Annotated in this window: 19 protein-coding genes; 11 read left to right on the forward strand and 8 right to left on the reverse strand. The window is 66.8% G+C overall.

Going from position 1 to position 23,349, the window contains the following annotated elements:
* Positions 1 to 14: 14 nt before the first annotated feature.
* From ACZK1G_RS02090 to ACZK1G_RS02100, 3 genes are all read right to left on the reverse strand, one after another.
* Positions 15 to 863 (reverse strand): MurR/RpiR family transcriptional regulator, encoded by an 849-nt coding sequence (locus ACZK1G_RS02090; RefSeq protein WP_049444535.1) that lies wholly within the window; start codon positions 861 to 863, stop codon positions 15 to 17.
* A 361-nt stretch (positions 864 to 1,224) separates the two neighbouring features.
* On the reverse strand, positions 1,225 to 2,319 hold the full coding sequence (locus tag ACZK1G_RS02095) for a dipeptide epimerase (protein ID WP_049444537.1): 1,095 nt from the start codon (positions 2,317 to 2,319) through the stop codon (positions 1,225 to 1,227).
* Entirely contained in the window at positions 2,316 to 3,755 is a 1,440-nt protein-coding gene (locus ACZK1G_RS02100) for a C40 family peptidase (RefSeq protein ID WP_049444538.1), read from the reverse strand. Before ACZK1G_RS02100 ends, ACZK1G_RS02095 begins: the two co-directional genes overlap by 4 nt.
* Before the next feature lie 132 nt (positions 3,756 to 3,887).
* On the opposite strand from ACZK1G_RS02100, the gene ACZK1G_RS02105 reads away from it, so the two are divergent.
* The 10 genes from ACZK1G_RS02105 to hglS all read left to right on the forward strand — a co-directional run bounded on the left by ACZK1G_RS02105 (position 3,888) and on the right by hglS (position 15,485).
* On the forward strand, positions 3,888 to 5,372 hold the full coding sequence (locus ACZK1G_RS02105; RefSeq protein ID WP_101764801.1) for a transglutaminase-like domain-containing protein: 1,485 nt from the start codon (positions 3,888 to 3,890) through the stop codon (positions 5,370 to 5,372).
* Positions 5,373 to 5,423: 51 nt separating this feature from the next.
* Complete coding sequence (locus tag ACZK1G_RS02110; protein ID WP_101764802.1) at positions 5,424 to 8,423, forward strand: TonB-dependent receptor; 3,000 nt, start codon at positions 5,424 to 5,426, stop codon at positions 8,421 to 8,423.
* 32 nt (positions 8,424 to 8,455) lie between these two features.
* Positions 8,456 to 9,997 carry a serine hydrolase domain-containing protein gene (locus ACZK1G_RS02115; protein WP_101764803.1) on the forward strand — a complete coding sequence of 514 codons (1,542 nt, stop codon included), beginning with the start codon at positions 8,456 to 8,458 and terminating at the stop codon, positions 9,995 to 9,997.
* Complete coding sequence (locus ACZK1G_RS02120; protein WP_101764804.1) at positions 9,930 to 10,643, forward strand: M15 family metallopeptidase; 714 nt, start codon at positions 9,930 to 9,932, stop codon at positions 10,641 to 10,643. The genes ACZK1G_RS02115 and ACZK1G_RS02120 overlap by 68 nt, the downstream gene beginning before the upstream one ends.
* Before the next feature lie 364 nt (positions 10,644 to 11,007).
* Entirely contained in the window at positions 11,008 to 11,379 is a 372-nt protein-coding gene (locus tag ACZK1G_RS02125) for a hypothetical protein (protein ID WP_101764805.1), read from the forward strand.
* 232 nt (positions 11,380 to 11,611) lie between these two features.
* Positions 11,612 to 12,022, forward strand: coding sequence for an EF-hand domain-containing protein (locus ACZK1G_RS02130; protein ID WP_014035758.1), 411 nt, complete (start codon positions 11,612 to 11,614; stop codon positions 12,020 to 12,022).
* 105 nt (positions 12,023 to 12,127) lie between these two features.
* On the forward strand, positions 12,128 to 12,637 hold the full coding sequence (locus ACZK1G_RS02135) for a DinB family protein (RefSeq protein ID WP_233490826.1): 510 nt from the start codon (positions 12,128 to 12,130) through the stop codon (positions 12,635 to 12,637).
* 45 nt (positions 12,638 to 12,682) lie between these two features.
* A complete protein-coding gene (locus ACZK1G_RS02140) occupies positions 12,683 to 13,435 on the forward strand; it encodes an HAD family hydrolase (protein WP_101764807.1) in 753 nt (250 codons plus the stop codon).
* 31 nt (positions 13,436 to 13,466) lie between these two features.
* The gene (locus tag ACZK1G_RS02145; protein WP_101764808.1) at positions 13,467 to 13,955 is read left to right on the forward strand and encodes a hypothetical protein; all 489 of its coding nucleotides are present in this window, start codon (positions 13,467 to 13,469) and stop codon (positions 13,953 to 13,955) included.
* 165 nt (positions 13,956 to 14,120) lie between these two features.
* Positions 14,121 to 15,485 (forward strand): 2-oxoadipate dioxygenase/decarboxylase HglS, encoded by a 1,365-nt coding sequence (gene hglS / locus ACZK1G_RS02150; RefSeq protein WP_049443500.1) that lies wholly within the window; start codon positions 14,121 to 14,123, stop codon positions 15,483 to 15,485.
* A gap of 175 nt (positions 15,486 to 15,660) precedes the next feature.
* Here hglS and ACZK1G_RS02155 read toward each other — a convergent pair whose 3' ends face one another.
* Entirely contained in the window at positions 15,661 to 17,175 is a 1,515-nt protein-coding gene (locus ACZK1G_RS02155) for an acetyl-CoA hydrolase/transferase family protein (RefSeq protein WP_101764809.1), read from the reverse strand.
* A gap of 375 nt (positions 17,176 to 17,550) precedes the next feature.
* On the opposite strand from ACZK1G_RS02155, the gene glnE reads away from it, so the two are divergent.
* On the forward strand, positions 17,551 to 20,346 hold the full coding sequence (gene glnE, locus ACZK1G_RS02160) for a bifunctional [glutamate--ammonia ligase]-adenylyl-L-tyrosine phosphorylase/[glutamate--ammonia-ligase] adenylyltransferase (protein WP_101764810.1): 2,796 nt from the start codon (positions 17,551 to 17,553) through the stop codon (positions 20,344 to 20,346).
* 399 nt (positions 20,347 to 20,745) lie between these two features.
* Here glnE and ACZK1G_RS02165 read toward each other — a convergent pair whose 3' ends face one another.
* The 4 genes from ACZK1G_RS02165 to ACZK1G_RS02180 all read right to left on the reverse strand — a co-directional run bounded on the left by ACZK1G_RS02165 (position 20,746) and on the right by ACZK1G_RS02180 (position 23,301).
* Positions 20,746 to 21,306 (reverse strand): queuosine precursor transporter, encoded by a 561-nt coding sequence (locus tag ACZK1G_RS02165; protein WP_101764811.1) that lies wholly within the window; start codon positions 21,304 to 21,306, stop codon positions 20,746 to 20,748.
* Positions 21,307 to 21,381: 75 nt separating this feature from the next.
* A complete protein-coding gene (locus ACZK1G_RS02170; RefSeq protein ID WP_014035766.1) occupies positions 21,382 to 21,894 on the reverse strand; it encodes a hypothetical protein in 513 nt (170 codons plus the stop codon).
* Between the two features lie 32 nt (positions 21,895 to 21,926).
* Entirely contained in the window at positions 21,927 to 22,430 is a 504-nt protein-coding gene (locus tag ACZK1G_RS02175) for a hypothetical protein (RefSeq protein WP_101764812.1), read from the reverse strand.
* Between the two features lie 19 nt (positions 22,431 to 22,449).
* Entirely contained in the window at positions 22,450 to 23,301 is an 852-nt protein-coding gene (locus tag ACZK1G_RS02180; protein WP_101764813.1) for a DUF2145 domain-containing protein, read from the reverse strand.
* Between the last annotated feature and the right edge of the window lie 48 nt (positions 23,302 to 23,349).

Here is a 23,349-nt window from a genome sequence, read left to right on the forward strand (position 1 = left end):
AACATGCGCTCCGGTCAGGAATCCAGCAGGTGGTCGATCCGCTCCAGGTTCACCGCGAGCTGCTGCTGGCGGTCCGGATTGGCGTGGCAGAGCAGCACGAACAGGAAATCGAGCAGGGCGTGCATGGCACTACGGTACAGCAGCTGCGCGACCTGCGGCGTGCGGTCGTGCGCACACACCACCAGTGCCGCATCAGCATGCGCGCGCAGCGGGTTGGCGGTGTGGCGGGTGATGGAAATCACCTTGCCACCCATGTCCTGGAACTGGCGCGACAGCTGCGAAAGCTGGGGCAGGTTGCCGAACTCGGAGAACACCAGCAGCACATCGCCGGGGCGCGCGGCGGACAGGTTGGCCAGCATCAGGATCGGGTCGGTGTGCGGTACCACCAGCAGGCCGAGCAGCGACAACCGCATGGCGAACTCACGGGCATACAGGCCGTCGTCACCCAGGCCGTAGACGAACAGTTTGGGCGCGCCGTCGAGCAGCTGCACGATGCGCTCGATTTCATCGCGTGGATTGGCCTGCCGTGTTTCCTCTTCGGCCTGCGCCTTGCTGCGGCGCAGGGCCTCGCCCAGGCGCAGGTAGTCGTCGCCGCTGTCGGGTTCGCTGGGGGCCTGTTGTGGATCGGCACCGGCGCGAGCCACATCCTGGCCGATCGAGTACTTCAGGTCCGGATAGCCCTTGAAGCCGAGTTTCTGGCTGAACTTCACCACGCTGGACTGGCTGATGCCCAGTGCGCTGGCCAGCTGCTGGGACGAGTAGTCACGCAGCAGGTGGGCATTGTCGAGGATGAAGTCGGCGATGCGGCGCTCGATGGCCGACATCTGCCCGCGCTCGGAACGGATCTTCAGCAGGGGCGGCATGCGGGGTGTCCGGGCATGGATAGGCGCGTTGCGGTTGGCTGCGTGGAGCGTGTCATGGGATGGGTCGGGCGGGTGCCAGCAGCGAAGAGGATATGGAGTGCGGTTGTTGCCTTTGACGTTGAGTCCGCCTTCAAGCGAGCCGAGCACCGCAGGTCCGGCGGGGGCGAAGAGGCGCGGGTGTCTGAGCGTAGCGAGTTCCGCGCCGTCCCTCGACGGACCGAGGAGCGCAGGGCACCGGCGTGCGCAGCACGTCGGCTCGCGGATGGCGGAGCGTTTCTTTTGGTTACTTTTCTTTTCGCGAAAAGAAAAGTAACGCGCGACCCAACGTCAGTGACACGCAGCGTCAGCCGCAAGGCAGAGATCACCCCAGCATCTCCAGCCCACGCACTTCGGTGATGCCCAGCCCCGGCACGTCGCTGATGCTGATCTCCGATTCGTTGAAATGCACACCGCCGCTGACCGGGTCGAACTGGCCCAGCGAGGGGCCGTCGAGGTCAACCTTGGTGATCACATCGCTCTTGGCCACGGCCAGGTGCACGGCCGCAGCCACGCTGATGCTGGACTCGATCATGCAGCCGATCATGCACGGCACGCCGTAGATGCCGGCGATGTCGGCGATGCGGATCGCGTTGGACAGGCCGCCGGTCTTCATCAGCTTGATGTTGATGATGTCGGCCGCGCGCTGCTGGATCAGGTCCATCACCTGGCTCGGGCTGAACACGCTTTCGTCGGCCATCACCGGCGTGTTGACGCGGTCGGTGACGTACTTCAGGCCGCTGATGTCGGCCGCTTTCACCGGTTGCTCGAGCAGCTCAAGGACCACGCCGGCTTCCTCCAGCGTGCGCATCGCGTGAACCGCCTGCTTGGCGGTCCAGCCCTGGTTGGCATCCAGCCGCAGCAGGGCGCGGCCTTCCACCGCGGCGTGGATCGCCTTGACCCGTTCGATGTCCAGGCCGATGTCCTTGCCGACCTTGATCTTCAGCGACTCGAAGCCGCGTTCGATCGCCGACAGCGAGTCGCCCACCATCTTGTCGATGTAGTCCACGCTGATGGTGATGTCGGTGGTGATCACCGGGTCGCCGCCACCGAGCATCTGGTACAGCGGTGCGCCGTGCAGCTGCGCCCACAGGTCATACAGCGCGATTTCCACCGCGGCCTTGGCGCTGGTGTTGCGCTCCATCGCCGTCTGCACCAGCCCACACAGGCGGTTGAGGTTGACCACGTCCTGGCCAATCAGGCGCGGCGCGATGAAGTGGCGGATTGCTTCGATGATCGAGCCGTGCGTATCGCCGGTGATCACTGCGGTGGCCGGGGCTTCACCGTAGCCGGTGTGACCGGTGTCGGTGCGGATCAGCACCACCACGTCTTCCACGGTCTCCACCGTGCGCAGGGCGGTCTTGAACGGTGTCTTCAACGGCACGCGCAGCATGCCCAGTTCGATGGCGGTGATCTTCATTCAGGAGTCTTGGCCCGCAGGCGCTGGATGTTGGTGATGCGGTCGATGTAGCGGACGGTATCGCTGGCCATCATCGGTTCCAGCGGAGTGACCGAAACACCATTGAGATGGGCCTGCACGCGCGTGCCGTCGGCACCGAACCAGCTGCCGCCCGCGGTATCGTGGATGACCCAGGTACGGCCGTCGACGTGGCCGATGGCCATCATCACGTGGCCGGGGATGTAGACCAGGTCGCCCACCTGCAGGTCGGTGACGGCGCGGTCGCGCACCGCCTTGCCGTCCTTGCCGGTGAACGGCAGGCGATCCAGGGCAGGGCTGACCGCCTGTGCACTGGTATTGCGTGGCAGCAGCACGCCGAAGCTGCGGTAGATCTCGGAGACGAAACCGCTGCAGTCGCGGGTGTCGTAGTCGTGGCCCCAGCCGTAGCGCTCGCCGAGGAACTTGAAGGCCTGCTGCAGCAGCAGGCGCGGGGTCAGCGGCAGGTAGTCGGCGGCGGTGTCCTGCGAGCGTGGCAGCAGCGCCGGCACCAGCTTCAACCGACCATCGGCTTCGCGTACCGGCAACTGCACCACCCACGACGCATGCGCCTGCTGACCGTTCACCGGTTCGGCGGCCGGCCAGTCGGCCAGCACCGGCAAGCGCACGCCCATGTCCAGCTGCAGGCGCGAGACGCGCGGCTCTTCCGGGGTGTAGGCGGTCTGCGCGGTGGAGCCGGTGACGATCCGGTACGGCCCCTTGGCGCCATAACCGAGCACGGTGGCTTTGTCGCCGCTGGCAATGGCCTCGGCTTCGATCCACGCGCTGTAGCGCTCGCTGTGCACGAACAGCCAGCGGCCGTCGGCGCTGCGATGGACCACGGCAACCTTGTCGCCGGGGAACAGCGCCGATTCCTGGAAGCGATCGATGTCGGTGTCGCCGATGCTGCTGAACACGCGCTCGCGGGTGGGGAAGGTGCGCAGTGCCGCGCGCTTTACCACCAGCCCATACTGCGGTGCCACCTGCGTGGGAATCGCATCGAGGCCGAGGTTGGCTTCGATCATGCTGCGCACTGCCGGCGCGATGGCCTGGCCCTTGTCGTTGTACAGGGTGCGGCTGGGCCAGCTCGACAGCGCGGTGATGCTGGCACGCACCGTCGCCGCATCAAGCTGGGCTGGCAATGCGGCGATGTCCTGGATGTGGCTGTCCTGCGCCTGCATCCGCACGTTCTGTGCCTCGATCTGGCCGCGGTCAAGGATCGGCACGTCGGCGTTGTCCAGGCGCGCGGCCCAGTACTGCGGGGTGAGGTAGGCCTCGTGCAGGCCGATCACATAGGGCAGCGGCGCGCCCGGGTCGGGCAGCGGTGCCGCCTGTGCAAAGGCCGGTGCGGCCAGCAGGCACAGGGCCAGGGTCAAGCGGCGTGGCCAATGCCGATGCCGTTCGCGGGAAGCCAGGATCATGCGCTGCACACCCTCCTCGAATGCCTGTTGGAATATTTATTCCTTTTGGCATCGAAAGCAAGAATAAATTATTGACCGGCATCCCGGCCCGTGTTACACAGCCGTTACCACCCGCGCTGGGGAAGTGTCGCTGTGGATCCTGCCGTTCGCAAACCGCGTCTGCCTGCCACCGCCGGCCTGTGTGCCGCGCTGCTGCTGTGGGCGTGGTCGGCGGGGGCAAAGGATCCCCGCAGTGCGCTTGATCTGGCGATCGATCGTGAGCGGGAATGGCAGCTGATCGACTGGGTCGACAGTGGCCAGTTCAACAGCGTGGTCATGGCGTTTGCCACGCAAGGCGTCTTCCCGCCGGCCGACTTCCAGTTCGAGCGCATGCGCCGCATCCGTCTGGATTTCAGCCTGGACCAGGCAGCCGCGAAGGCGGCCGTGCGCCGCTGGATTCCCGACCTGACCGACGAGGAATTCGCGCGCTGGGACCAGCTTGGCCTGATCGAGCATCTCGATATCGATGGCGAGCGCTGGTACTTCAAGCGCGCACCATCGAACCTGTTCCTGCTCAGCGACGAAGCACGTGCACGTCGCCGCGCGGATGCACCGATGCCGTCTCCGGGCCCCAACGAAGTGCTTAACGCACACCACGCGCGCGTGGTTGCCGCGGCCGAACAGAGTGGCCAGGCGTCGGTGCTGCCGCAGCGTATCGAATTCACCCAATCGCTTACGGTGAAGGCCGATGCCGTGCCGGCCGGCGAAACCGTACGCGCCTGGATTCCGTACCCGCGCGAGATCCCGGGCCAGCAGGAGCAGGTGCAGTGGCTGGGCGGCAGCCCGGGCAAGGCGCGGGTGGCACCGGCCAGCACCTTGCAGCGCACGGCCTATCTGGAAGCCAAAGCGGTGGCCGGGCAGCCGACCCGCTTCGAGGTCCGCTATGCGGTCACGATCTTCGCCCGGCATACCGCGATTGATCCGGCCAGGGTGCAGCCGACCCCGGCTGATCCGGCGTTGAAGCCGTATCTGGCCGAGCAGCTGCCACATGTGCGCTTCACCCCTGCACTGAAGCTGTTCTCCGACCAGGTGCTGCAGGGCGAGACGCGCCCGTATGAAGTGGTGCGCAAGCTGTTTGCTGCGGTTGACCGCATTCCCTGGGCCGGCGCGCGCGAGTACTCAACGATCAGCAACATCAGCGATTACGCGCTGCGTGCCGGCCATGCTGACTGCGGGCAGCAGACCCTGCTGCTGATCGCGCTGCTGCGCCTGAACGGCATTCCCGCGCGCTGGCAGTCGGGCATGGTGTTTTCCGACGATGGCAGTGGTTACAACAACCTGCATGACTGGGGCCAGGTCTACCTGGCGCCGTATGGTTGGCTGCCAATGGACGTGACCACCGGGGCGCTGGCCAGCGACGTGCCTGCACTGCGTGATTTCTACCTGGGTGGCCTCGACGGCTACCGCATCGCCTTCAACGATGATTTCGGCCAGCCCATCGTGCCGGCCAAACAGCATTACCGCTCGGAAACGGTCGACTCGCAGCGTGGCGAGGCCGAGTGGGCAGGCGACAACCTGTACTCCGACCAATGGAGCTACGACTTCCAGTGGCGGGTACTGCCAGCCAGGCAACGCTAGCGCGACACATCGCACACCACACCATTCAATTCTTGCAGGAGAGAGCAGGGGATGAAGGCTTACAGCATCAAGCGGGCGGCGTTGTGCGTCGCCCTCGGGGCGTGTCTGGGCGTGATCGCGCCCAGCGCATTCGCACAGGATGGTTCGGTGGTTGGCCGGTTGGTCAGCGAGGCCGGGCAGGTGCCGGCCGGTGCCACGGTGACCGTACGCAATCCGGCAACGGGTTTCGTCCGTTCGGTGCAGGCCGAGGCCAACGGCAGCTACCGCATTCCACTGCTGCCGGTAGGCACCTACGAGATGGAGGTCGGCCTGCCCGGTGGCGGCGCCAGCCGTGTTGGCCAGGTGACCGTCAGCCTCGGCAGCGCGACCACGGTGAACGTACCGCTCGGCGCGGTCAGCACGCTGGGCACGGTGGAAGTGCGGGCGCCGCAGGTGGTGTCGATGGTCGATGTGAAGTCCACCGAGTCGGCCACCAACATCACCCGCGAGGAACTCTCGCGCCTGCCGGTGGACCGTGACATCACCGCCGTGGCGCTGCTGGCGCCGGGTGCGGTGAAGGGCAAGGGGTCGCTGGGTGGCCAGGGCATTTCCTTCGGCGGTTCGTCGGTGGCCGAGAACACGGTCTACATCAATGGCCTGAACGTCACCGACTTCTACAACCGGGTCGGCTTCTCGTCGGTGCCGTTCTCGTTCTACCAGGAGTTCCAGGTCAAGACTGGCGGCTATTCGGTGGAGTTCGGGCGCAGCACCGGCGGTGTCATCAATGCGGTGACCCGCTCGGGCAGCAATGACTTCAAGGCCGGTGCCGAGCTGGTGTTCGAGCCGCGCGCATGGCAGTCGCAGGCGCGTGACCGTTACGACGGCAACGGCAGCCGCTACATCACCGCCAGCCGCGACGACTACAGCCGCAGCGCGCTGAACGTATTCGCTTCCGGTGCGCTGGTGCAGGACCGGTTGTTCTTCTTCGGCATGTACGAAGCCCGCGACTACCGCCCGACATCGACCAACGACGCCGGCACCCGCTTCAACCAGGGCAAGGCCGATGACCCGTTCTGGGGCGGCAAGATCGATTGGCGCATCACCGACAACCAGATGTTCTCGCTGTTCGGCTTCTCCGATCGCAACAAGACGCTCACCGACGTCTATGCCTACGATTACGACCTTGGCAGCAGCGTGGGCGAGCGTGCCAACCAGATCATGAACACCGTGGGTGGCCGCAACTGGTCGGGCACCTACAGCTGGCAGGTCAACAATGATCTGACCATGAAGCTGATGTACGGCGAGAACAAGCGCAACCGCGTGCAGAGCTCGTTGATGGACGAGAACTGCAACCGCGTCTTCGACAATCGTACGGCCGGACAGGGCGTGCCACCGTCGCTGCAGGGCGACCGCAGCTGCACCAGCAGCTCGCAGCTGGAGTCGGCGCTGGATACGCGCAAGGCGGCGCGCGCGGACTTCGAATGGACCCTGGGCAACCACCTGCTGCGGTTCGGCCTGGACCGGGAAGAGAATACGTCCGACTACAGCCGCGCCTACCCTGGCCCGGGCGGCTTCCGCTACGACATCTACTACCGTACCCCCGGCAGCTCGCTGAACGGTGGCGTGGTGCCAGCCAGCGGCGTGGTCGTGCGCACCCGCCGCTATGAAGTGGAAGGTGCGTTCAAGACCATCAACTCGGCCTACTACCTGGAAGACAACTGGCAGGTCACGCCGAACCTGCTGCTCAATCTCGGCCTGCGCATGGAGGCGTTCGACAACAAGGGCGGCGACGGCAACAGCTACATCAAGATCGACAACATGCTGGCCCCGCGTGCCGGCTTCTCCTGGGACGTGCGCGGCGATGGCACCACCAAGGTGTTCGGCAACCTCGGCCGCTACTTCCTGCCGGTTGCCAACGTCATCAACATCAAGCAGGCCGGTGGCTTCCTCGACGAGCGCACCTGGTACGAGTTCCTCGGCTACACCGGCGCAGCCAACAACATCCCCAACCTGGGTGCGCAGATCGGCCCGGTGGACAACTCGCAGGGCGACGGCAGCGTGCCGGACCTGCGCGCGGAAGTGAACCGGGACATGGACCCGGTCTACCAGGATGAGGCCATCCTGGGCTTCCAGCAGATGATCAACGAGGCCTGGTCGGTGGGTGCCAGCGTGACCTACCGGCGCCTGCACAACGCCATCGATGACATGAACATCACCGCCACCGGGCAGTGTGGTGCCATCGACAGCGTGTGGATCATGGGCAACCCGGGGCGCACCAACACCGTGTGGGGCGACACCGACTGCGATGGCCGCAACGATGGCTGGATCAGCATCGACACCTCGAAGGAAGGTTGGGCGCTGTATGACGACAACGGCAACTATGTCGGCCAGCGCGGCTGGGTGAAGCCCAAGCGCGACTACAAGGCACTGGAGCTGCAGGTCGACCGCGCATGGGACGGCAAGTGGGGCTTCAATGCGTCCTACACGCTGGCCTATGGCCGCGGCAACGCCGAGGGGCCGGTCAACTCCGATACCGACTTCGCCGATGCCGGTCGCACCGAGAACTTCGACAATCCGTGGGTGAACTACCGGGGCTATGGCTACCTGGCCAATGATCGCCGCCATCAGTTCAAGTTCCGTGGCAGTTATGCGCTGACCGAGAACCTGAGTGTGGCCGCAACCCTGGGCGTGCAGTCGGGCAGCCCGATCACCCGCTTCGGTGCCGGCAATCCGTTCGATGCGACCGATTTCCACAGTTACTACGTCTGCGTGTCCAACTGCCAGGCGACGGTGCCATCCGAACGTGTGTTCGTGCACTCGCCGCGCGGCGGTGATGGGCGCACGCCGTGGACCTACGATCTCGATGTCAGCGTCTCCTACAAGGTGCCGATTCCCACCGACCTGCGCCTGAAGCTGGCGGTGTACAACGTGCTGAACCAGCAGCGCGTGGTGACCGTGGACCAGGACTATGAGCCGCAGAACGGTATTGGTTCGCCCAACCCGCTGTACCGCTACGGCACCGGCTTCCAGTCACCGCGCTATGCGCAGTTGACCGTGACATGGGCGTACTGAAGCCAGCCCAGCACGCTCGACGCAGCTTCTGCATGGCGGCGTTGGCGGTTTTTCCGGTTGCGGCGGCGCAGACGAGCGCGACCGCCTCGATCGATGCCGACGTCGCGGCCGTGGTCCAGCACGAGCATCTGCCCGGGCTGGCCATGGCCGTGGTCGAACAGGGGCGCGTGGTCTACCAGCGCGCCGAGGGTTCGCGTGGCGATGGCGGCCGCATCGACGAGGACACCTTGTTCAAGATCGCCTCCAACAGCAAGGCGATGACCACCGCGTTGCTGGCGCGGCTGGTGCAGCAGGGCAGGCTGCGCTGGGATGATCCGGTGCAGCGGCACCTGCCCGGGTTCCGCATGCAGGACGCATGGGTCGGCCAGCAGATGCAGGTGCGCGACCTGTTGATCCACAACAGCGGTCTTGGCTTGGGCGCTGGCGACCTGATGTTGTGGCCGGAACCGAACATGTTCACCCGCGCCGACATCATCGCAGGGCTGGCGCACCTGAAACCGGTCAGCAGCTTCCGCAGCCACTACGCCTACGACAACCTGATGTACGTGGTGGCCGGGGAAGTGGCCGCTGCGGCCGGTGGCAAACCCTATGACCAGCTGATGCGCGAGCAGGTGTTCGAGCCGCTGGGCCTGTCACGCTGTCAGGTGGGCGCGTGGTCGCTGAAGCGCGTGGGCAACGTGGCGCAGCCGCATGCATGGCGTGGTGACCGCAATGAGGTGGTGAACGCCGACGCTGACATCAGCCCGGACCTGCCGTCGATGGCGGCCGGTGGCATCCGTTGCTCGCTGCGCGACATGACGCGCTGGATGCAGGTGCTGTTGGATCCTTCCGTGGTGCCTGACTGGTTGAACAGTGAACAGCGCCGCACGCTGTGGACGTTGCACATGCCGATGCCGCTGGGTGAGCGCCAGCAGCGCTGGGACAACGCGCACTTCTACGGTTATGGCTATGGCTGGCGCGTGTCCGACATGGATGGGCAGTGGAAGGTAGCGCACACCGGCACGCTGTCGGGCATGTACTCGTCGCTGGCGCTGCTGCCTGACCGGAAAGTGGGCGTGGTGATGCTGATCAACGGTGAAGGCGAGGATGCGCGCACCGCGCTGATGCAGGCAGCGCTGAAGCGCTTCACCACACGCGACGATGCGAAGCCGGCGATGGAGTACCTGGCCGAACTGAAGGCGGACCAGGCAACGCGGGCGGCGACAGGCCATTCGCGGCCATCCACCACAGCGGCGCAGGAGACGAGCCGTACTGATCTGCCACGCTGGCAGGGCCGCTACCGCGATCCGTGGCTGGGTGCGGCCTCACTGTGCCCGGGCGAGGACGGCCTGCGTTTCAGCGTCGACAAGTCGCCCCGACTGCAGGCCACGGTGCTGCAGTTGCAGGGGCGTTGGCTGCTGCGCTGGGATACGCTGAGCGAAGATGCACAGGCCTGGCTGCAGCCCGGTGACGGTGCACCGCCCACATTGGACCTGCGTGCCATCGATCCGGACATCGACTTCAGCTATGACTTCCAGGACCTGCATTTCACTCGTACTGGCGACTGCGCTGGCAGCGAGCGCCAGCGCCGCTGAACCACCGCGCGTTTCGCCGGCGATCGACGCCGCCAGTGCCGGTCTGGTCGAGATCCGTTCGCTGTCGCCACGCATCGAGATGGATATCCGCTACGCCGGCGCCAACAACTTCACCGGCGCGCGCGTACCGGGCTACGAGGCGCCCTCGTGCTATCTGCTGGCGCCGGTGGCGAAGGCGCTGGCGCAGGTGGAACAGGACCTGCGTGCGGATGGATTCGGCCTGCGGATCTACGACTGCTACCGCCCGGTGCGCTCGGTGCAGGCCTTCATGGCCTGGGTGAACGACCCGCGCGAGCGCTCGCGCAAGGCATTGCAGTACCCGGATCTGGACAAGCCGCGGCTGCTGGCCGACGGCTACATCGCCGAACGTTCCGGACACAGCCGCGGCGCCACGGTGGATCTGGGGCTGCTGGATTGCCGCAGCGGTGCATGTACGCCGCTGGACATGGGCACCGACTTCGATTTCTTCGGACCACGCGCGCATACGCAGGCCAGCGGGTTGAGCGATGCACAGCAGGCCAATCGCCAGCAGCTGGTGCGCGCGATGGCGCGGCGGGGCTTCGTCAATTATCCGCAGGAGTGGTGGCACTACACCCTGCAGCCCGAACCGGATCCCGGCACCGCGTACGACGTTCCGGTGCTCTAGGGGGTTTCGGCAGGGCTGCGCCCTGCACCTGCAGAGGCAACGGCCGAATCAACAGCAACAGCGTGCGTTCCGTGGGTTGGCGGGGCGGCGCCGGAGTGCGGGGACGCCGTAAATCCGTCCATGGAGGCTTGGCAGCCGCATCCATGCGGCTGACACCCCGCACTCCGGTACCGCCCCGCCTCTGACAGTTTCCCGCGGAGTCCGTTGTAAAGCCGAGCCGATGCTCGGCTGCTCTTTTTTCAATCGTCGAGATATTCGATCTCGATGGAGATTCATCCACGCATGGCGTGGATCTACCGTGGCCACCGGATCGGGTCCGGGGCAGATCCCTTACACTGGCCGCCTTCTCATCCCAGCCCGCCCGATGAACCTTCCCCTGCACTTCGGCCTGCTCGGCACCCTGGAGGCCGGCGCCATCGCGCTGCTGGTCGGCCTGCTGGTGTACTTCCTGTGGTCGCGGTTGTGCCGGCTGCTGCACTGGACGGTGGGGCATGCGATTGGCTGGTCCTGCGTCATTTCGGTGGTGGCCTCCGCCGGCATCGATGCGTGGAAGCTCTTTTACATGGGCATCGTGCGGCTGGAGTCGCCGCTGTACGCGCGCCTGTTCCTGGCCACCATCCACGATCCGAACGAACTTGGCAGCCGTGTCGTGCTGGAAATCGCCGGGGCGCTCGCCGGTGTCGCCCTGGGATGGGTGTTGTTCAGTTCGCGGTCATTGGAAAAAACCGTCGACTGACGCAGGTTTTTCGTTGCCTGCCGGTTAAATCCAGAGGCGCTGAATGCGCATCTTATGAGCCGCTCACTCGACGCTAACCAGCGCGCTAAAGCATGCGTGGAGGCGAGTGGTTAATCGTGCGTGTGGAGGCCGGTCGCGGCCCAAAATCGATTCAGAAAGGCGGTGGCAGGGTAGGTGCCGTGCGGAAACAACAGGCCGCGCAACACCACCCAATTGGTAGGAGACACCCCTGATGACTATTCGCAACCGCAAGCCCCTGATCGCCCTGATCGTCGCCGCCGGCAGCGTGCTGGCCATCCCGGCGATGGCCCAGTCGGCCAAGCAGCAGGCCGCGCATGCGCAGAATGAAGCGGCGCAGGCCCAGCAGGCGGCGGCACAGGCCGGGCAGGCGGCTGACCAGGCGACCGACGCGGCCGCAGCGGCCTCGGCGCAGGCCAACGGCGGTGGCCAGACCTGGGCCAGCATCGATACCGATGGCAACGGCACCATCAGCAAGACCGAGGCGCAGGTGAACGCCGGCCTGGCCCAGGTGTTCGACCAGGCCGATACCAACAAGGACGGCGAGCTGAGCGCCGACGAGTACAAGGCCTACGTGGCCGCGCAGCAGGCCGGTGCGGGTGCCGGCGCGGCGCAGGGCCGTTGATCCAGACCTGATTCGGGAAGACCGGTGCATGGGGACCCGGGCGGCTGCGGCCGCCCGGGTTTTTGCTGTATTGACGGCGCCCGCGCCGGGCACGACCATCCGCGCATGGCAACCCTCAAGCGCCATTTCGAGACCATGGCCCGTTACAACGCTTGGGCCAACCAGCGCCTGTACGCCGCCGTGGAGCCGTTGCCCGACGAGGACTACCGTAGGCCGTGCGGGGCGTTCTTCGGTTCCGTCGAAGGTACGCTCAACCACCTGCTGGTGACGGATCGCATCTGGCTGCGCCGGCTGGCCGGGCAAGGCGATACCGGATATGCGCTCGACACGCTGCTGTTCACCGATTTCACCCGGCTGCAGCAGGCGCGGATCGAGGAAGATGCCGGCATCGTCGCGTTCGTGCTTGGGCTGTCCGACGCGGCCTTGGCGACCCGTGTCGCCTATCGGCGCGTCTCCACGCCCGAACCGCAGCTGCAACGGGTGGACGCCGGGCTGGCGCACTGGTTCAACCACCAGACCCATCACCGCGGCCAGGTGCATACCCTGCTGACCCAGCTGACTGGCCATGCCCCGGCACTGGACCTGCTGGTCTACCAGCGCCAGCACGGCGACTGAGCCTGCCCGGTGTCCCACGTGCCGGGACGGCGGTATCCTTGTGCGATGACTACCCCCACGCCTGCGCCGTCGCGCGCCATCGGCCTGGTCGGTTTTGACGGTGACGATACGCTGTGGAAGAGCGAGGACTACTACCGCAAGGCCGAGCAGGATTATCTTGACCTGCTGTCGCGCTACGTCGACGTGCATGACACCCAGACCGCGCGCCACCTGCTGGAAGTGCAGCAGCGCCACCTGGGCACCTTCGGCTACGGCGTGAAGAGCATGACGCTGTCGATGATCGAAGCGGCCATCGACATCACCGGCCAGCGCATCGAGGCCAAGGACATCCAGCGCATCCTGGAGATCGGCCATGACACCCTGCGCCACCCGGTCGAGCTGATCGACGGCGTGCGCGAAGCGGTGGCGGCCATCGCAGAGCACTACCCGGTGGTGCTGATCACCAAGGGCGACCTGTTCCACCAGGAGGCGAAGATCAAGGTGGCCAACCTGGCCGAGCTGTTCCCGCGCATCGAGATCGTTTCCGAGAAGGATCCGGAAACCTACGCCCGCGTGCTGGCCGAATTCGACCTGCCGATGGAGCGCTTCGTGATGGTCGGCAACTCGCTGCGTTCGGATATCGAGCCGGTGGTCACCCTCGGCGGCTGGGGCGTGCATACGCCATACGCAGTGACCTGGGCACACGAGACCCAGCACGGCGTGGCCGACGACGAACCGCGCATGGTCACTGCCGATACCGCCCACGATTGGCCGGCCGCTCTGGCCGCGATCGAGGCCAAGGCCGCTGCGGCGGCCTGACAGGGCCCGGCGGCTGCGGCAGAATCGGGGCATGAACGTCCGACTGCGCGCGCTGTTGTTGTCCCTGCTGCTGGTGCCGGCCACCGTGCTGGCCCAGCAGACCGCCGAGCGTTCGGCGGACTACACGGTGGAAACCGGTGACAGCTGGGTCGATGCCCAGCTGCAGGACATCAACCACTACGCCGAGCGCTACCCCGACGCCTTCCTCGACGAGGTGTCGCGCTACGCCGACGTACCACGCGGATATGTCAGTGCGCTGTTCACCACCCATGGCTGGCAGGCCGGGGACATCTATTTCGCCTGCTTCTGGGCCAAGGCCAGCGGCCAGACCTGCCGCGACAGCGTGCGCGCCTTCAGCCAGAACCCGGAGGGCGGCTGGGAAGCGGTGGTGAAGCGCATGCCCGCCACGCCGGAAAACCTGCACTACCGGGCGGTGCGCCACGCCATCGTGGCCAGCTACCAGCACTGGGACCGGCCGATCACCCTGGATGCCACCCTGAAGCGCCAGCTCAAGCGGTAGTGCCGGCCGCTGGCCGGCAACTGCACCCTTCCAGGCATCCGGAGGTTGCCGGCCAGCGGCCGGCACTACCGGTTTCTTTCATGTTGCTCTGCATATCGCCGCCGCCGCGCGCTCCGGCGACAATACGGGTTCGAGCTGTTCCCCGTTCCCGTAATCGAGTGACTGATGAGCGCCTCTTTCGTTTCGCCTGATGTGATCCGCCGCCTGTTCGCGCAGGCCATGTCCCGCATGTACCGCACCGAAGTGCCGCTGTACGGCACGCTGGTGGAACTGGTGGAGCGGATCAACGCGCAGGTGCTGGACCAGGACCCGGCGCTGGCCGCGCAGCTGCTGCGCAACGACGAGCGTGCGCGGCTGGACGAGGAGCGCCATGGCGCGATCCGCGTCGGCACCGTGCAGGAACTGGCGACGCTGCGCCGCCTGTTCGCGGTGATGGGCATGTTCCCGGTCGGCTACTACGACCTGTCGGTGGCTGGCGTGCCGGTGCACTCCACCGCGTTCCGGCCGCTGACCGGCGCCGCGCTGGCGCAGAACCCGTTCCGCGTGTTCACCTCGCTGCTGCGCCTGGAGCTGATCGAAGACGAAACCCTGCGTGCCGAGTCGGCAAAGATCCTGGCACGTCGCCGCATCTTCACCGACGGCGCGCTGGCGCTGATCGACCAGGCCGAGCGTGACGGTGGCCTGTCGCAGGCCGATGCCGAGCGCTTCGTCGAGGAAGCACTGGAAACCTTCCGCTGGCACGGCGATGCCACCGTCGACCTGCCGACCTACCACGCCCTGCACAACGCGCATCGCCTGGTGGCCGACGTGGTCAGTTTCCGTGGCCCGCACATCAATCACCTGACGCCGCGCACGTTGGACATCGACGCTGCGCAGGCGGCGATGATCGAACACGGCATGGCGGCCAAGGCGGTGATCGAGGGCCCGCCGCGCCGTGCCTGCCCGATCCTGCTGCGCCAGACCAGTTTCAAGGCGCTGGAAGAAGCCGTGCATTTCCCGGACAGCGAGGGTGGCGATGCCGGCACCCATACCGCGCGCTTCGGCGAGATCGAACAACGTGGCCTTGCGCTGACCCCGAAGGGCCGCGCGCTGTACGACCAGCTGCTGTCGCAGGCACGCGATGCCGGTGGCGAAGGCAGCACCGGTGGCGACTACGGCCAGCGCCTGCAGGCGGTGTTCGCCAGCTTCCCGGATGACCATGACACGTTGCGCCAGGAAGGACTGGGCTATTACCGCTACCAGCTGACCGACGCCGGCCGCGCCGCACCGGAGCGCGTGGCCGATCTGCCGGCTGAAGTGCTGGTGGCCGCGGGCCTGGCCACGGCCGACCCGATCGTCTACGAGGATTTCCTGCCGGTCAGTGCGGCGGGCATCTTCCAGTCGAACCTGGGTGGCGAAGAGCAGCGAGCCTATGCCGCGCATGCCAACCGCGAGGCCTTCGAGCAGGCGCTGGGCGTGGCGGTGAATGACGAGTTCGAGATCTACGAGCGGCTGCAGGCCGAATCGCTGGCGAGCCTGCGCATCGCGTGAAGGTAGAGCCGGCCGCTGGCCGGCTGTTTTGGGAAGCCGGCCAGCGGCCGGCTCTACCCGATGTCCGTGCCTGGGGTCAGAGCCCTTTCCTGCGGAAAGGGATCCGACCCCGACGTTGCGCATGACCGGGGTCAGATCCCTTTTCGGTAGAAAAGGGCCCTGACCCCCAACACAGTCAGCCCTTCATCGTGCCGGTATCCAGCCAGCGCTGGTGCCACGACAGCGCTTCCGGCAGCAAGTGCGGGGTGTGCTTGCCGTAGCTCTCGCGGCTGGCACGGTCGAAGTAATCCTGCAGCTGCGCGCGGAAATCCGGATGCGCGCAGTTGTCGATCAGCACCTGCGCACGCTTGCGCGGGGTCAGGCCACGCAGATCAGCCAGGCCCTGCTCGGTCACGATCACCGACACGTCGTGCTCGGTGTGGTCGACATGGCTGGCCATCGGCACGATCGCCGAGATGGTGCCGTTCTTCGCCGTGGACGGGCTCAGGAACGCCGACAGGAAACCGTTGCGGGCGAAGTCACCGGAACCGCCGATGCCGTTCATGATCCGCGTGCCCATCACGTGCGTCGAATTGACGTTGCCGTAGATATCCACCTCGATCATGCCGTTCATGCCGATGCAGCCAAGGCGGCGCACCAGTTCCGGATGGTTGGAGATTTCCTGCGTGCGCATGATGATGCGTTCGCGGTAGAAATCGATATGTTCCTTGAACGTCTCGTTGGCCTGCGGGCTCAGCGCGAAGCCGGTGCACGAGGCGTAGCTCAGCACGCCGTCGCGCAGCAGGTCGAGCATGCCGTCCTGGATCACTTCGGTGAACGCGGCCAGGTCGCGGAAACCGCTCTTGGCCAGGCCGGCCAGCACCGCGTTCGGGATGTTGCCCACGCCCGACTGCAGCGGCAGCAGGTTCGGTGGCAGGCGGCCCTTCTTCACTTCGTGCTTGAGGAATTCGATCAGGTGCGAGGCGATCTGTTCGCTGGTCGCATCGATCGGGCTGAACGGGCTGTTGCGGTCCGGGCCGTTGGTGCGCACCACCGCCACGATCTTGTCCGGGTCGCAGCGCAGCGCGGTGTCGCCGATGCGGTCGTTGGCGTTCACCAGCGGAATCGGCTTGCGGTGCGGTGGCAGCGCGGTGCCGTAGTAGATGTCATGCATGCCGTCGACGCCGGCCGGCTGCCATTCGTTGACCTCGACGATCACCTTCTTCGCCAGGTCCAGCCAGGTCTTGTTGTTGCCGACCGAGGTAGAGGGCACCAGCGAGCCATCCTCGCGGATGGCCGAGACTTCGATCACGGCGGTATCGATCTCGCCGTAGAAGCCGAACCACACGTGCTGGGCGACGTGGCTGAGGTGGATGTCGATGTAATCCAGCTTGCCCTCGTTGATGCGGTTGCGCGCATCCGGGTCGCTCTGGAACGGCATGCGCATGGCGATGCCATCGGCCTTGGCCAGCGCGCCATCGAGTTCCGGCGCGGTGGAGGCGCCGGTCATCAGCTTGATCTGGAAGGGCTGGCCCTGGACATGCACCGCTTCGATGCGGCGCGCCAGTTCGACGGGAACGGCCTTGGGATACCCGGAGCCGGTAAAGCCGCTCATGGCCACGGTTTCACCGGGCTGGATCAGCGCGGCTGCGGCCTCTGCGGAGACCACGCGGTCACGGAGACGCGCGTTGGCGATGCGATCAACAGACATGACGACACGTGTTGCTGGGGGGAATTCCGATTATCGGCCATCCTCATCCGTACGGGGGGTTCTACCTTCGTGGAATGGCTTTTCCCCGCAGGGGTCACCCATACCCACCGGTTTTGTTTTGCAGTGCAGCGTGCAAAGTGCTTTCGCAGCCCGCACGATGGCCCTGCATCCCGACGTGGGGGAGGGAGCAGAGCCCGCTGGCAGTTCGCTGCAAGCGGGCTTTTTTATTGCCTGTCGCCCAGTATGAATACGCGCGACACACCGGGTCGGATCCTTTTGCCATGGGCAAAAGGCTCTGACCCGCGCAGTGCCAGCAATCCGGGGTCAGAGCCCTTCGCCGTTGGCAAAGGGATCCGACCCCGCGAGAATCGAGGCATGACCCTCGCCCCCGCAGACCTTTCCGCGTCCCTGCAGCCCCTTGTCTACCGCGCCCTGGCGCGCCTGGCCCAGGGCCTGCCCGAGCCCGTTCCTGCCGAGCTGCTGCCGCTGCTGACCCGCCTGGCGGTGGCCAGCGACTTCGCGCTGGACACCCTGGTGCGGCAACCGGCGCTGCTGGCACAGCTGGCCGCGCCCGGCTGCCCGCCGATCCCGGCGCCGGTGCTCGATCCGCTGCAGCCCAGCGACTGGCCGGCGCAGATCCGGCGCTGGCGTACCGCCATGTCGACGCGGCTGATCTGGCGCGACCTGACCGGTCTGGACGACGTGGCGCAGACCCTGGCCGGCGCCACCGCTCTGGCCGAAGACTGCCTGCGGCTGGCACTGGACGCCTTGCAGCAGGAATTCGCCCAGCGCCACGGCGTGGTCCGCGATGGCGACGGCACGCCGCAGCAACTGGTGGTGTTCGGCCTCGGCAAGCTGGGTGGTGGCGAGCTCAACTTCAGTTCCGATGTGGACCTGGTCTACGCCTACCCGCACGGCGGCGAATCCGACGGTCCGCGCGCGTTGGCTGCCGAGGAGTATTTCGCGCGCCTCGGCCAGCGCCTGGCCAAGCTGCTGGACGAAACCACCGTCGATGGCTTCAGCCACCGCGTCGACCTGCGCCTGCGCCCGTTCGGCAGCGCTGGTCGCGTCGCGCTCTCGTTCGCGGCGATGGACCAGTACTTCCAGCGCGAAGGCCGCGACTGGGAACGCTATGCGTGGCTGAAGGCGCGCGCGGTGGCCGGCGATATCGACGCCGGTGAAGCGTGGCTGCAGACCCTGCGCCCGTTCGTGTATCGCCGCTACCTGGATTTCACCGCGCTCGACGGCCTGCGCGAGATGAAGGCGGCGATCACCGCCGAAGTCGCGCGCCGCGAACTGCATGAGGACATCAAGCGCGGCGCCGGCGGCATCCGCGAAATCGAATTCCTGTGCCAGGCGCTGCAGTTGATCCGTGGCGGCCGCGAACCAACCTTGCGCGAGCGTCGGCTGCTGGTGGCGCTGGACGCGCTGGTGGCGGCCGGGCAGATCGCGCCCGAGGATGGCAGCGCACTGCGCGAGGCTTACCTGTTCCTGCGCCGGCTGGAAAACCGCCTGCAGATGCTGCGCGATGCACAGACCCACGTGCTGCCCAGCGATGCGCTGGACCGCGAGCGCATCGCCGTCGGCCTCGGCTACCCTGACTGGGACGTGCTGCGCGCGGCACTGGCCGTGCAGCAGCAGCGGGTCAGTACCGAATTCGCCGCGCTGCTGGCGCCGCGAAAGGGCCAGGCCGCGCCCGATGCACTGGCCAACTACTGGCGCAGCCTGCCCGAGGGCAGCAATGCGCCGCTGCTGGCCGAAGCCGGTTTCCTCGATGCCAATGGCGCCGACCAGTCGCTGCGCGATTTCGCGCAGGGCACCGGCGTGAAGTCGTTGTCCGATGCCGCGCGTGCGCGACTGGATCGCGTGCTGCCCGCGTTGCTGCATGCGGCCACGCGCTCGCCACAGCCCGATGCCGCGCTCAAGCGCGTGCTTGGCCTGCTGCAGGCGGTGCTGCGCCGGACCAGCTATCTCGCACTGCTGGACGAACAACCGAGTGCGTTGGCGCGTCTGGTCGATGTGCTGGCGCGCAGTGCGCTGCTGGCCGAGCGCCTGGCCGCGTACCCGCTGCTGCTGGACGAACTGCTGGACGTGCGCGTGTCCGGGCCGATGCCCGATGCCGCCGGCATGCTGGCCGAGTGCCAGCAGGTGCTGGCGGTGGAAGATCCCGAATCCGCACTGCGCTGGCTCAATGAAACGCGACTGGCACTCAGCTTCCGCATGGCGATGGCCACGCTGGATGGCCGCCAGGGCGCGGTGGACAGCACGCGGCAACTGGCTGAGCTGGCGCAGGCGGTGGTGGTCACCGTGCTGGCGATGGCCGAGGCGGACATGCGCACCGCGCACGGTGAGATCCCTGGCGGGCGCTTCGCGATCATCGGCTATGGCAGCCTCGGTGGGCTTGAACTGGGCTTCGGTTCCGACCTGGACCTGGTGTTCCTGCACGACAACCCGGCCGGCGTGGATGCCAGCGATGGCACGCGTCCGCTGGAGCCGGGGCGCTGGTATGCGCGCCTGGCGCAGAAGGTGATGGCGCTGCTGGGTGCGGTCACCGCTGCCGGGCGCCTGTACGACATCGACGTGCGCCTGCGCCCGGATGGCGGCAAGGGTTCGCTGGTGTCTTCGCTGGCCAGTTACACCGAATACCAGCGCGAACGGGCGTGGACCTGGGAACACCAGGCGCTGGTGCGCGCGCGTGGCGTGGCCGGCGATGCCAGCCTGCTGGCCGACTTCGAGCAGGTGCGTGCGCAGACGCTGGGCCGCGAACGCGATGCCGGTGTGCTGTATGCCGACGTGTTGAAGATGCGTGGGCGCATGCGCACCGAACTGGACCGCAGCGATGCCGCGCGGCTGGACTTGAAGCAGGGTGCTGGCGGCGTGGTGGACCTGGAGTTCCTGCTGCAGACCGGTGTGTTGGCACGCAGCGCGCAGGTGCCCGCGCTGCTGCAGCCGCGCGACACACCGTCGTTGATCGATGCGCTGGGCGCCGCCGGTTTCCTGCCCGATGCCACCGCGCAGGCGCTGCACACCGCGCACGCGACGTTGTTGGAGGTTGGCCTGGCCTGCACGCTGGATCGGCGGCCACGTTTGGCACCGACCACCCCGGCCATTGAAGAGGCCTGCGCGGCGATCACGGCGGCGTGTAGTGCTGCAGCGCTGCCGTTCGCCTGACAGCCAGCACAAAGCACCATCGGAGCAATGATCTGGCCGTTGTCCTGCTGTTGGTAGGTGCCAACCTTGGTTGGCACAACCCATCAGCGTTCATGACCCCGGCAACAGCGTGCCAACCAAGGTTGGCACCCACCAGAGCAATGGCCCGGCGATGACCCGCCGGATCAATGAGCTGTCCGTTGTCCTGCTGTTGGTAGGTGCCAATCTTGGTTGGCACAATCCATCAGCGTTCATGAACCCGGCAACAGCGTGCCAACCAAGGTTGGCACCTACCAGGGCTATGGCCTGGCGATGACCTGCTGTTGGTAGGTGCCAACCTTGGTTGGCACAACCCATCAGCGTTCATGACCCCGGCAACAGCGTGCCAACCAAGGTTGGCACCTACCAGGGCGACGGCGGTCAGCTGGTGGCGCGCAGCGGCGCCATCTTCCACAGCAGGGCGCGGAACGGGGCCAGCAGGCAGACGCCGATCGCCAGCTTCACCGCCAGGTCGCCGGCGGCCCAGCTCACCCACGGCAGGGTGGAACCGGCAAACGCGATCGACCAGAAAATGGTGGTATCCACCGTCGCACTGCAGGTGGTGGCCACCATCGGTGCGCGCCACCAGCTGCCACGGCGCAGGCGGTCGAACACGGTGATGTCCAGCAGCTGCGCCACGATGAAGGCCGAGCACGAGGCAATGGCGATGCGCGGCGTGGCCACCCAGATCGACAGCAGCACCGCCACCAGGAAACCGATCCACGCCACGCGGCGCGCCGGGCCCGGGCCGAAGCGGCGGTTGATCAGGTTGCTGACCAGAAACGCGACCGGATAACTGAAGGCACCCCAGGTCAGCCAGTCGTTGATCGGGTACTGCACCAGCACGTTGGACAGCAGCACCACCGCGCCCATGGCCAGTACCGCCAGCACCAGGGCGCGGGCGGTCAACGGGGCAAACACAGGGGCAGGACGCACGGACATGGCGAGCCAGGGGGACAAAGGGAATCCCACATTATCCGCCCGGCCCGCGGCAAAGCCAAAACCGGTCGTTCAGCTTTACAGCGCTTCGCTCATCACATCGCCAGCGGCGTAGGCGGTGGGCACGTAGGCCAGCGCCTGGCCCTGTGCGCTCTTCACGGTCCAGCCCGCACCGGCCTCGGTGGGGTCGAAATGCACCTGCTGGCCGACCACGAACGCCGCCGTCTGGTCTTCGTGCACGCGCGCCGGCCAGCGCAGGGTAGCGGTCTGGTCGGCCTTGTCGGGCACCTGCAGCTGCACCTGGCGCTCGCCTGCCGGCGTGGTCTCCACCTTCTTCACTTCCATCGGCGGCAGCGGTACCGCCTTGGTGCGGGCAGCCCGGGCATTGCGTTCGCTGGCCTTGAACGGCGCCTTCGACAGTTCGGACAGGCCCGCCGATGCAGCGAGGGGTACCGAGACCACGATCAGCGAGGTGATCAGCACGCTCGCCTCACTGCTGTTCAACTGCGGCGCGGCGCCGGCATGGACGGTGGGCACCAGCAGCGCCGAGAGCAGCAGGGCAGAAGCGGGAACGCGCAGGCAACGGAACATGGAGACCTCCTGGTCAGGGTGGGGACGGCGGCTCAGCGCCGGTTATCGAAAATGTCGCGCGGGCCGGTGGCCTCGGGCAGGTATTCCAGCGCACGGCCCTGGTTGTCCTTCAACTGCCAGCCCTGGTCGGCGCCGGTCGGTTCGAAGTTCACGGTCTGGCCCACGGTGAACTGCACGGCGGGATCGCCGATGCCGCGCGGGTACTGCATCGATGCGGTGTTCTGCGGGTCGTTGGCATCGCGCAGCAGCACTTCGCGGCGGCCATCGACGGTGGTGGCGATCCCGCTCACCTCCATCTGTGGCAGCTTGATCTGCTGCGGTCGGGCCAGCGGCTGGCCCGCCTCGGCGGCATCCTGGGCTTCCTGCGCCGCCGCTGCGCGGGCCGAGGCCACCATCTGCGTGGACATCTCCAGGCTCGGCCCCTGCGGGCCCGGGTCATGGATGATCACGATGCGGCGTTCGGCGTGTGCGGCCGTCGACCAGGCCAGGCCGGCGACGATCACCATCGACATCAGGGAAACAGGCAGGGCGCGCATGTCGTTCTCCTTGCGGGATTCAGGGCGAGGCTGCGGCGGCACCGGCCACCGGCATGTGGGGGATCACCAGTTCCTGCTGCAGCTGGCTGCGCTGGTGCAGGAAGTCGAATACCGATTCCACCGTCACCACCGAATAGTTGCCGGAGATGCGCTCGCCGGCCGGATGGTCGGTGGTGGTGGCGTTGGCCACGAACAGGCGCGCTCCTACGCGCTTGCCGAGGCCGATATGCAGCACGCTGGGCTGGTACTTCTGTTGGCGCAGCCACTGCTGCGCCTGTTCGCGCTTGACGATGGCCGGCGCGCCTTCGGCCTGCGCCATTGCTGCCGCCAGCACCTCCAGCACCCACTGGTTGGAGTTCTGGTAGTCGGTGGCAAACGGGTAGGCGACCACGTTGTACCTGGTTTCGTGCAGCGCCTTGGGCTGGATCGAGGGCGACACCAGCATCGCTTTCAACGCCGCACGCAACGGCGCCGATGGCACGCCGATGCGCAGGTCGGTGTGGCCGCCGCTCTCGCCGACGAAGTTGCCCAGGCCCTCGTGGTACAGCTGCGAGCTGTCGGTCTTGCAGCGGTTGAGCAGGTGCATCGCGCGCCAGCGGCCGTCGTCCTCGCGCAGCAGGAACGCCAGGTGGCTGTGACGCAGGCCGTAGCGGCTCAGGTCCTGGCCACCGCGCGCGGCGATCACTACGTCCACATCGGGCAGCGCGTCCAGCCGCTCGGCGGTGGTCCAGGCCACGTCCAGCATTGCCGCCTGCGACGCCACACTGGGGTAGCGCTCGCGGCACTCGGTGCTGTTGGCCCATGCAGGTGCGGTCGCCAGCAGGCTGGCGATCAGCAGCGCGGCGCGGGGCAGGCGGGAAAAACGATCCATGTCGGTACCTTCAACGGCGGGCAGGCCCGCGCGCCGATCATACGCTGC

It is taken from the genome of Stenotrophomonas sp. 109824_Sma (genome assembly GCF_056480025.1).

What these genes read in the sequence shown, in the direction of transcription:
- ACZK1G_RS02090 (WP_049444535.1), bottom strand. Translation starts at nt 863, where the DNA reads ATGCCGCCCCTGCTGAAGATCCGTTCCGAGCGCGGGCAGATGTCGGCC.
- ACZK1G_RS02095 (WP_049444537.1), bottom strand. Translation starts at nt 2,319, where the DNA reads ATGAAGATCACCGCCATCGAACTGGGCATGCTGCGCGTGCCGTTGAAG.
- ACZK1G_RS02100 (WP_049444538.1), bottom strand. Translation starts at nt 3,755, where the DNA reads ATGATCCTGGCTTCCCGCGAACGGCATCGGCATTGGCCACGCCGCTTG.
- ACZK1G_RS02110 (WP_101764802.1), top strand. Translation starts at nt 5,424, where the DNA reads ATGAAGGCTTACAGCATCAAGCGGGCGGCGTTGTGCGTCGCCCTCGGG.
- ACZK1G_RS02115 (WP_101764803.1), top strand. Translation starts at nt 8,456, where the DNA reads ATGGCGGCGTTGGCGGTTTTTCCGGTTGCGGCGGCGCAGACGAGCGCG.
- ACZK1G_RS02120 (WP_101764804.1), top strand. Translation starts at nt 9,930, where the DNA reads ATGACTTCCAGGACCTGCATTTCACTCGTACTGGCGACTGCGCTGGCA.
- ACZK1G_RS02125 (WP_101764805.1), top strand. Translation starts at nt 11,008, where the DNA reads ATGAACCTTCCCCTGCACTTCGGCCTGCTCGGCACCCTGGAGGCCGGC.
- ACZK1G_RS02130 (WP_014035758.1), top strand. Translation starts at nt 11,612, where the DNA reads ATGACTATTCGCAACCGCAAGCCCCTGATCGCCCTGATCGTCGCCGCC.
- ACZK1G_RS02135 (WP_233490826.1), top strand. Translation starts at nt 12,128, where the DNA reads ATGGCAACCCTCAAGCGCCATTTCGAGACCATGGCCCGTTACAACGCT.
- ACZK1G_RS02140 (WP_101764807.1), top strand. Translation starts at nt 12,683, where the DNA reads ATGACTACCCCCACGCCTGCGCCGTCGCGCGCCATCGGCCTGGTCGGT.
- ACZK1G_RS02145 (WP_101764808.1), top strand. Translation starts at nt 13,467, where the DNA reads ATGAACGTCCGACTGCGCGCGCTGTTGTTGTCCCTGCTGCTGGTGCCG.
- hglS (WP_049443500.1), top strand. Translation starts at nt 14,121, where the DNA reads ATGAGCGCCTCTTTCGTTTCGCCTGATGTGATCCGCCGCCTGTTCGCG.
- ACZK1G_RS02155 (WP_101764809.1), bottom strand. Translation starts at nt 17,175, where the DNA reads ATGTCTGTTGATCGCATCGCCAACGCGCGTCTCCGTGACCGCGTGGTC.
- glnE (WP_101764810.1), top strand. Translation starts at nt 17,551, where the DNA reads ATGACCCTCGCCCCCGCAGACCTTTCCGCGTCCCTGCAGCCCCTTGTC.
- ACZK1G_RS02165 (WP_101764811.1), bottom strand. Translation starts at nt 21,306, where the DNA reads ATGTCCGTGCGTCCTGCCCCTGTGTTTGCCCCGTTGACCGCCCGCGCC.
- ACZK1G_RS02170 (WP_014035766.1), bottom strand. Translation starts at nt 21,894, where the DNA reads ATGTTCCGTTGCCTGCGCGTTCCCGCTTCTGCCCTGCTGCTCTCGGCG.
- ACZK1G_RS02175 (WP_101764812.1), bottom strand. Translation starts at nt 22,430, where the DNA reads ATGCGCGCCCTGCCTGTTTCCCTGATGTCGATGGTGATCGTCGCCGGC.
- ACZK1G_RS02180 (WP_101764813.1), bottom strand. Translation starts at nt 23,301, where the DNA reads ATGGATCGTTTTTCCCGCCTGCCCCGCGCCGCGCTGCTGATCGCCAGC.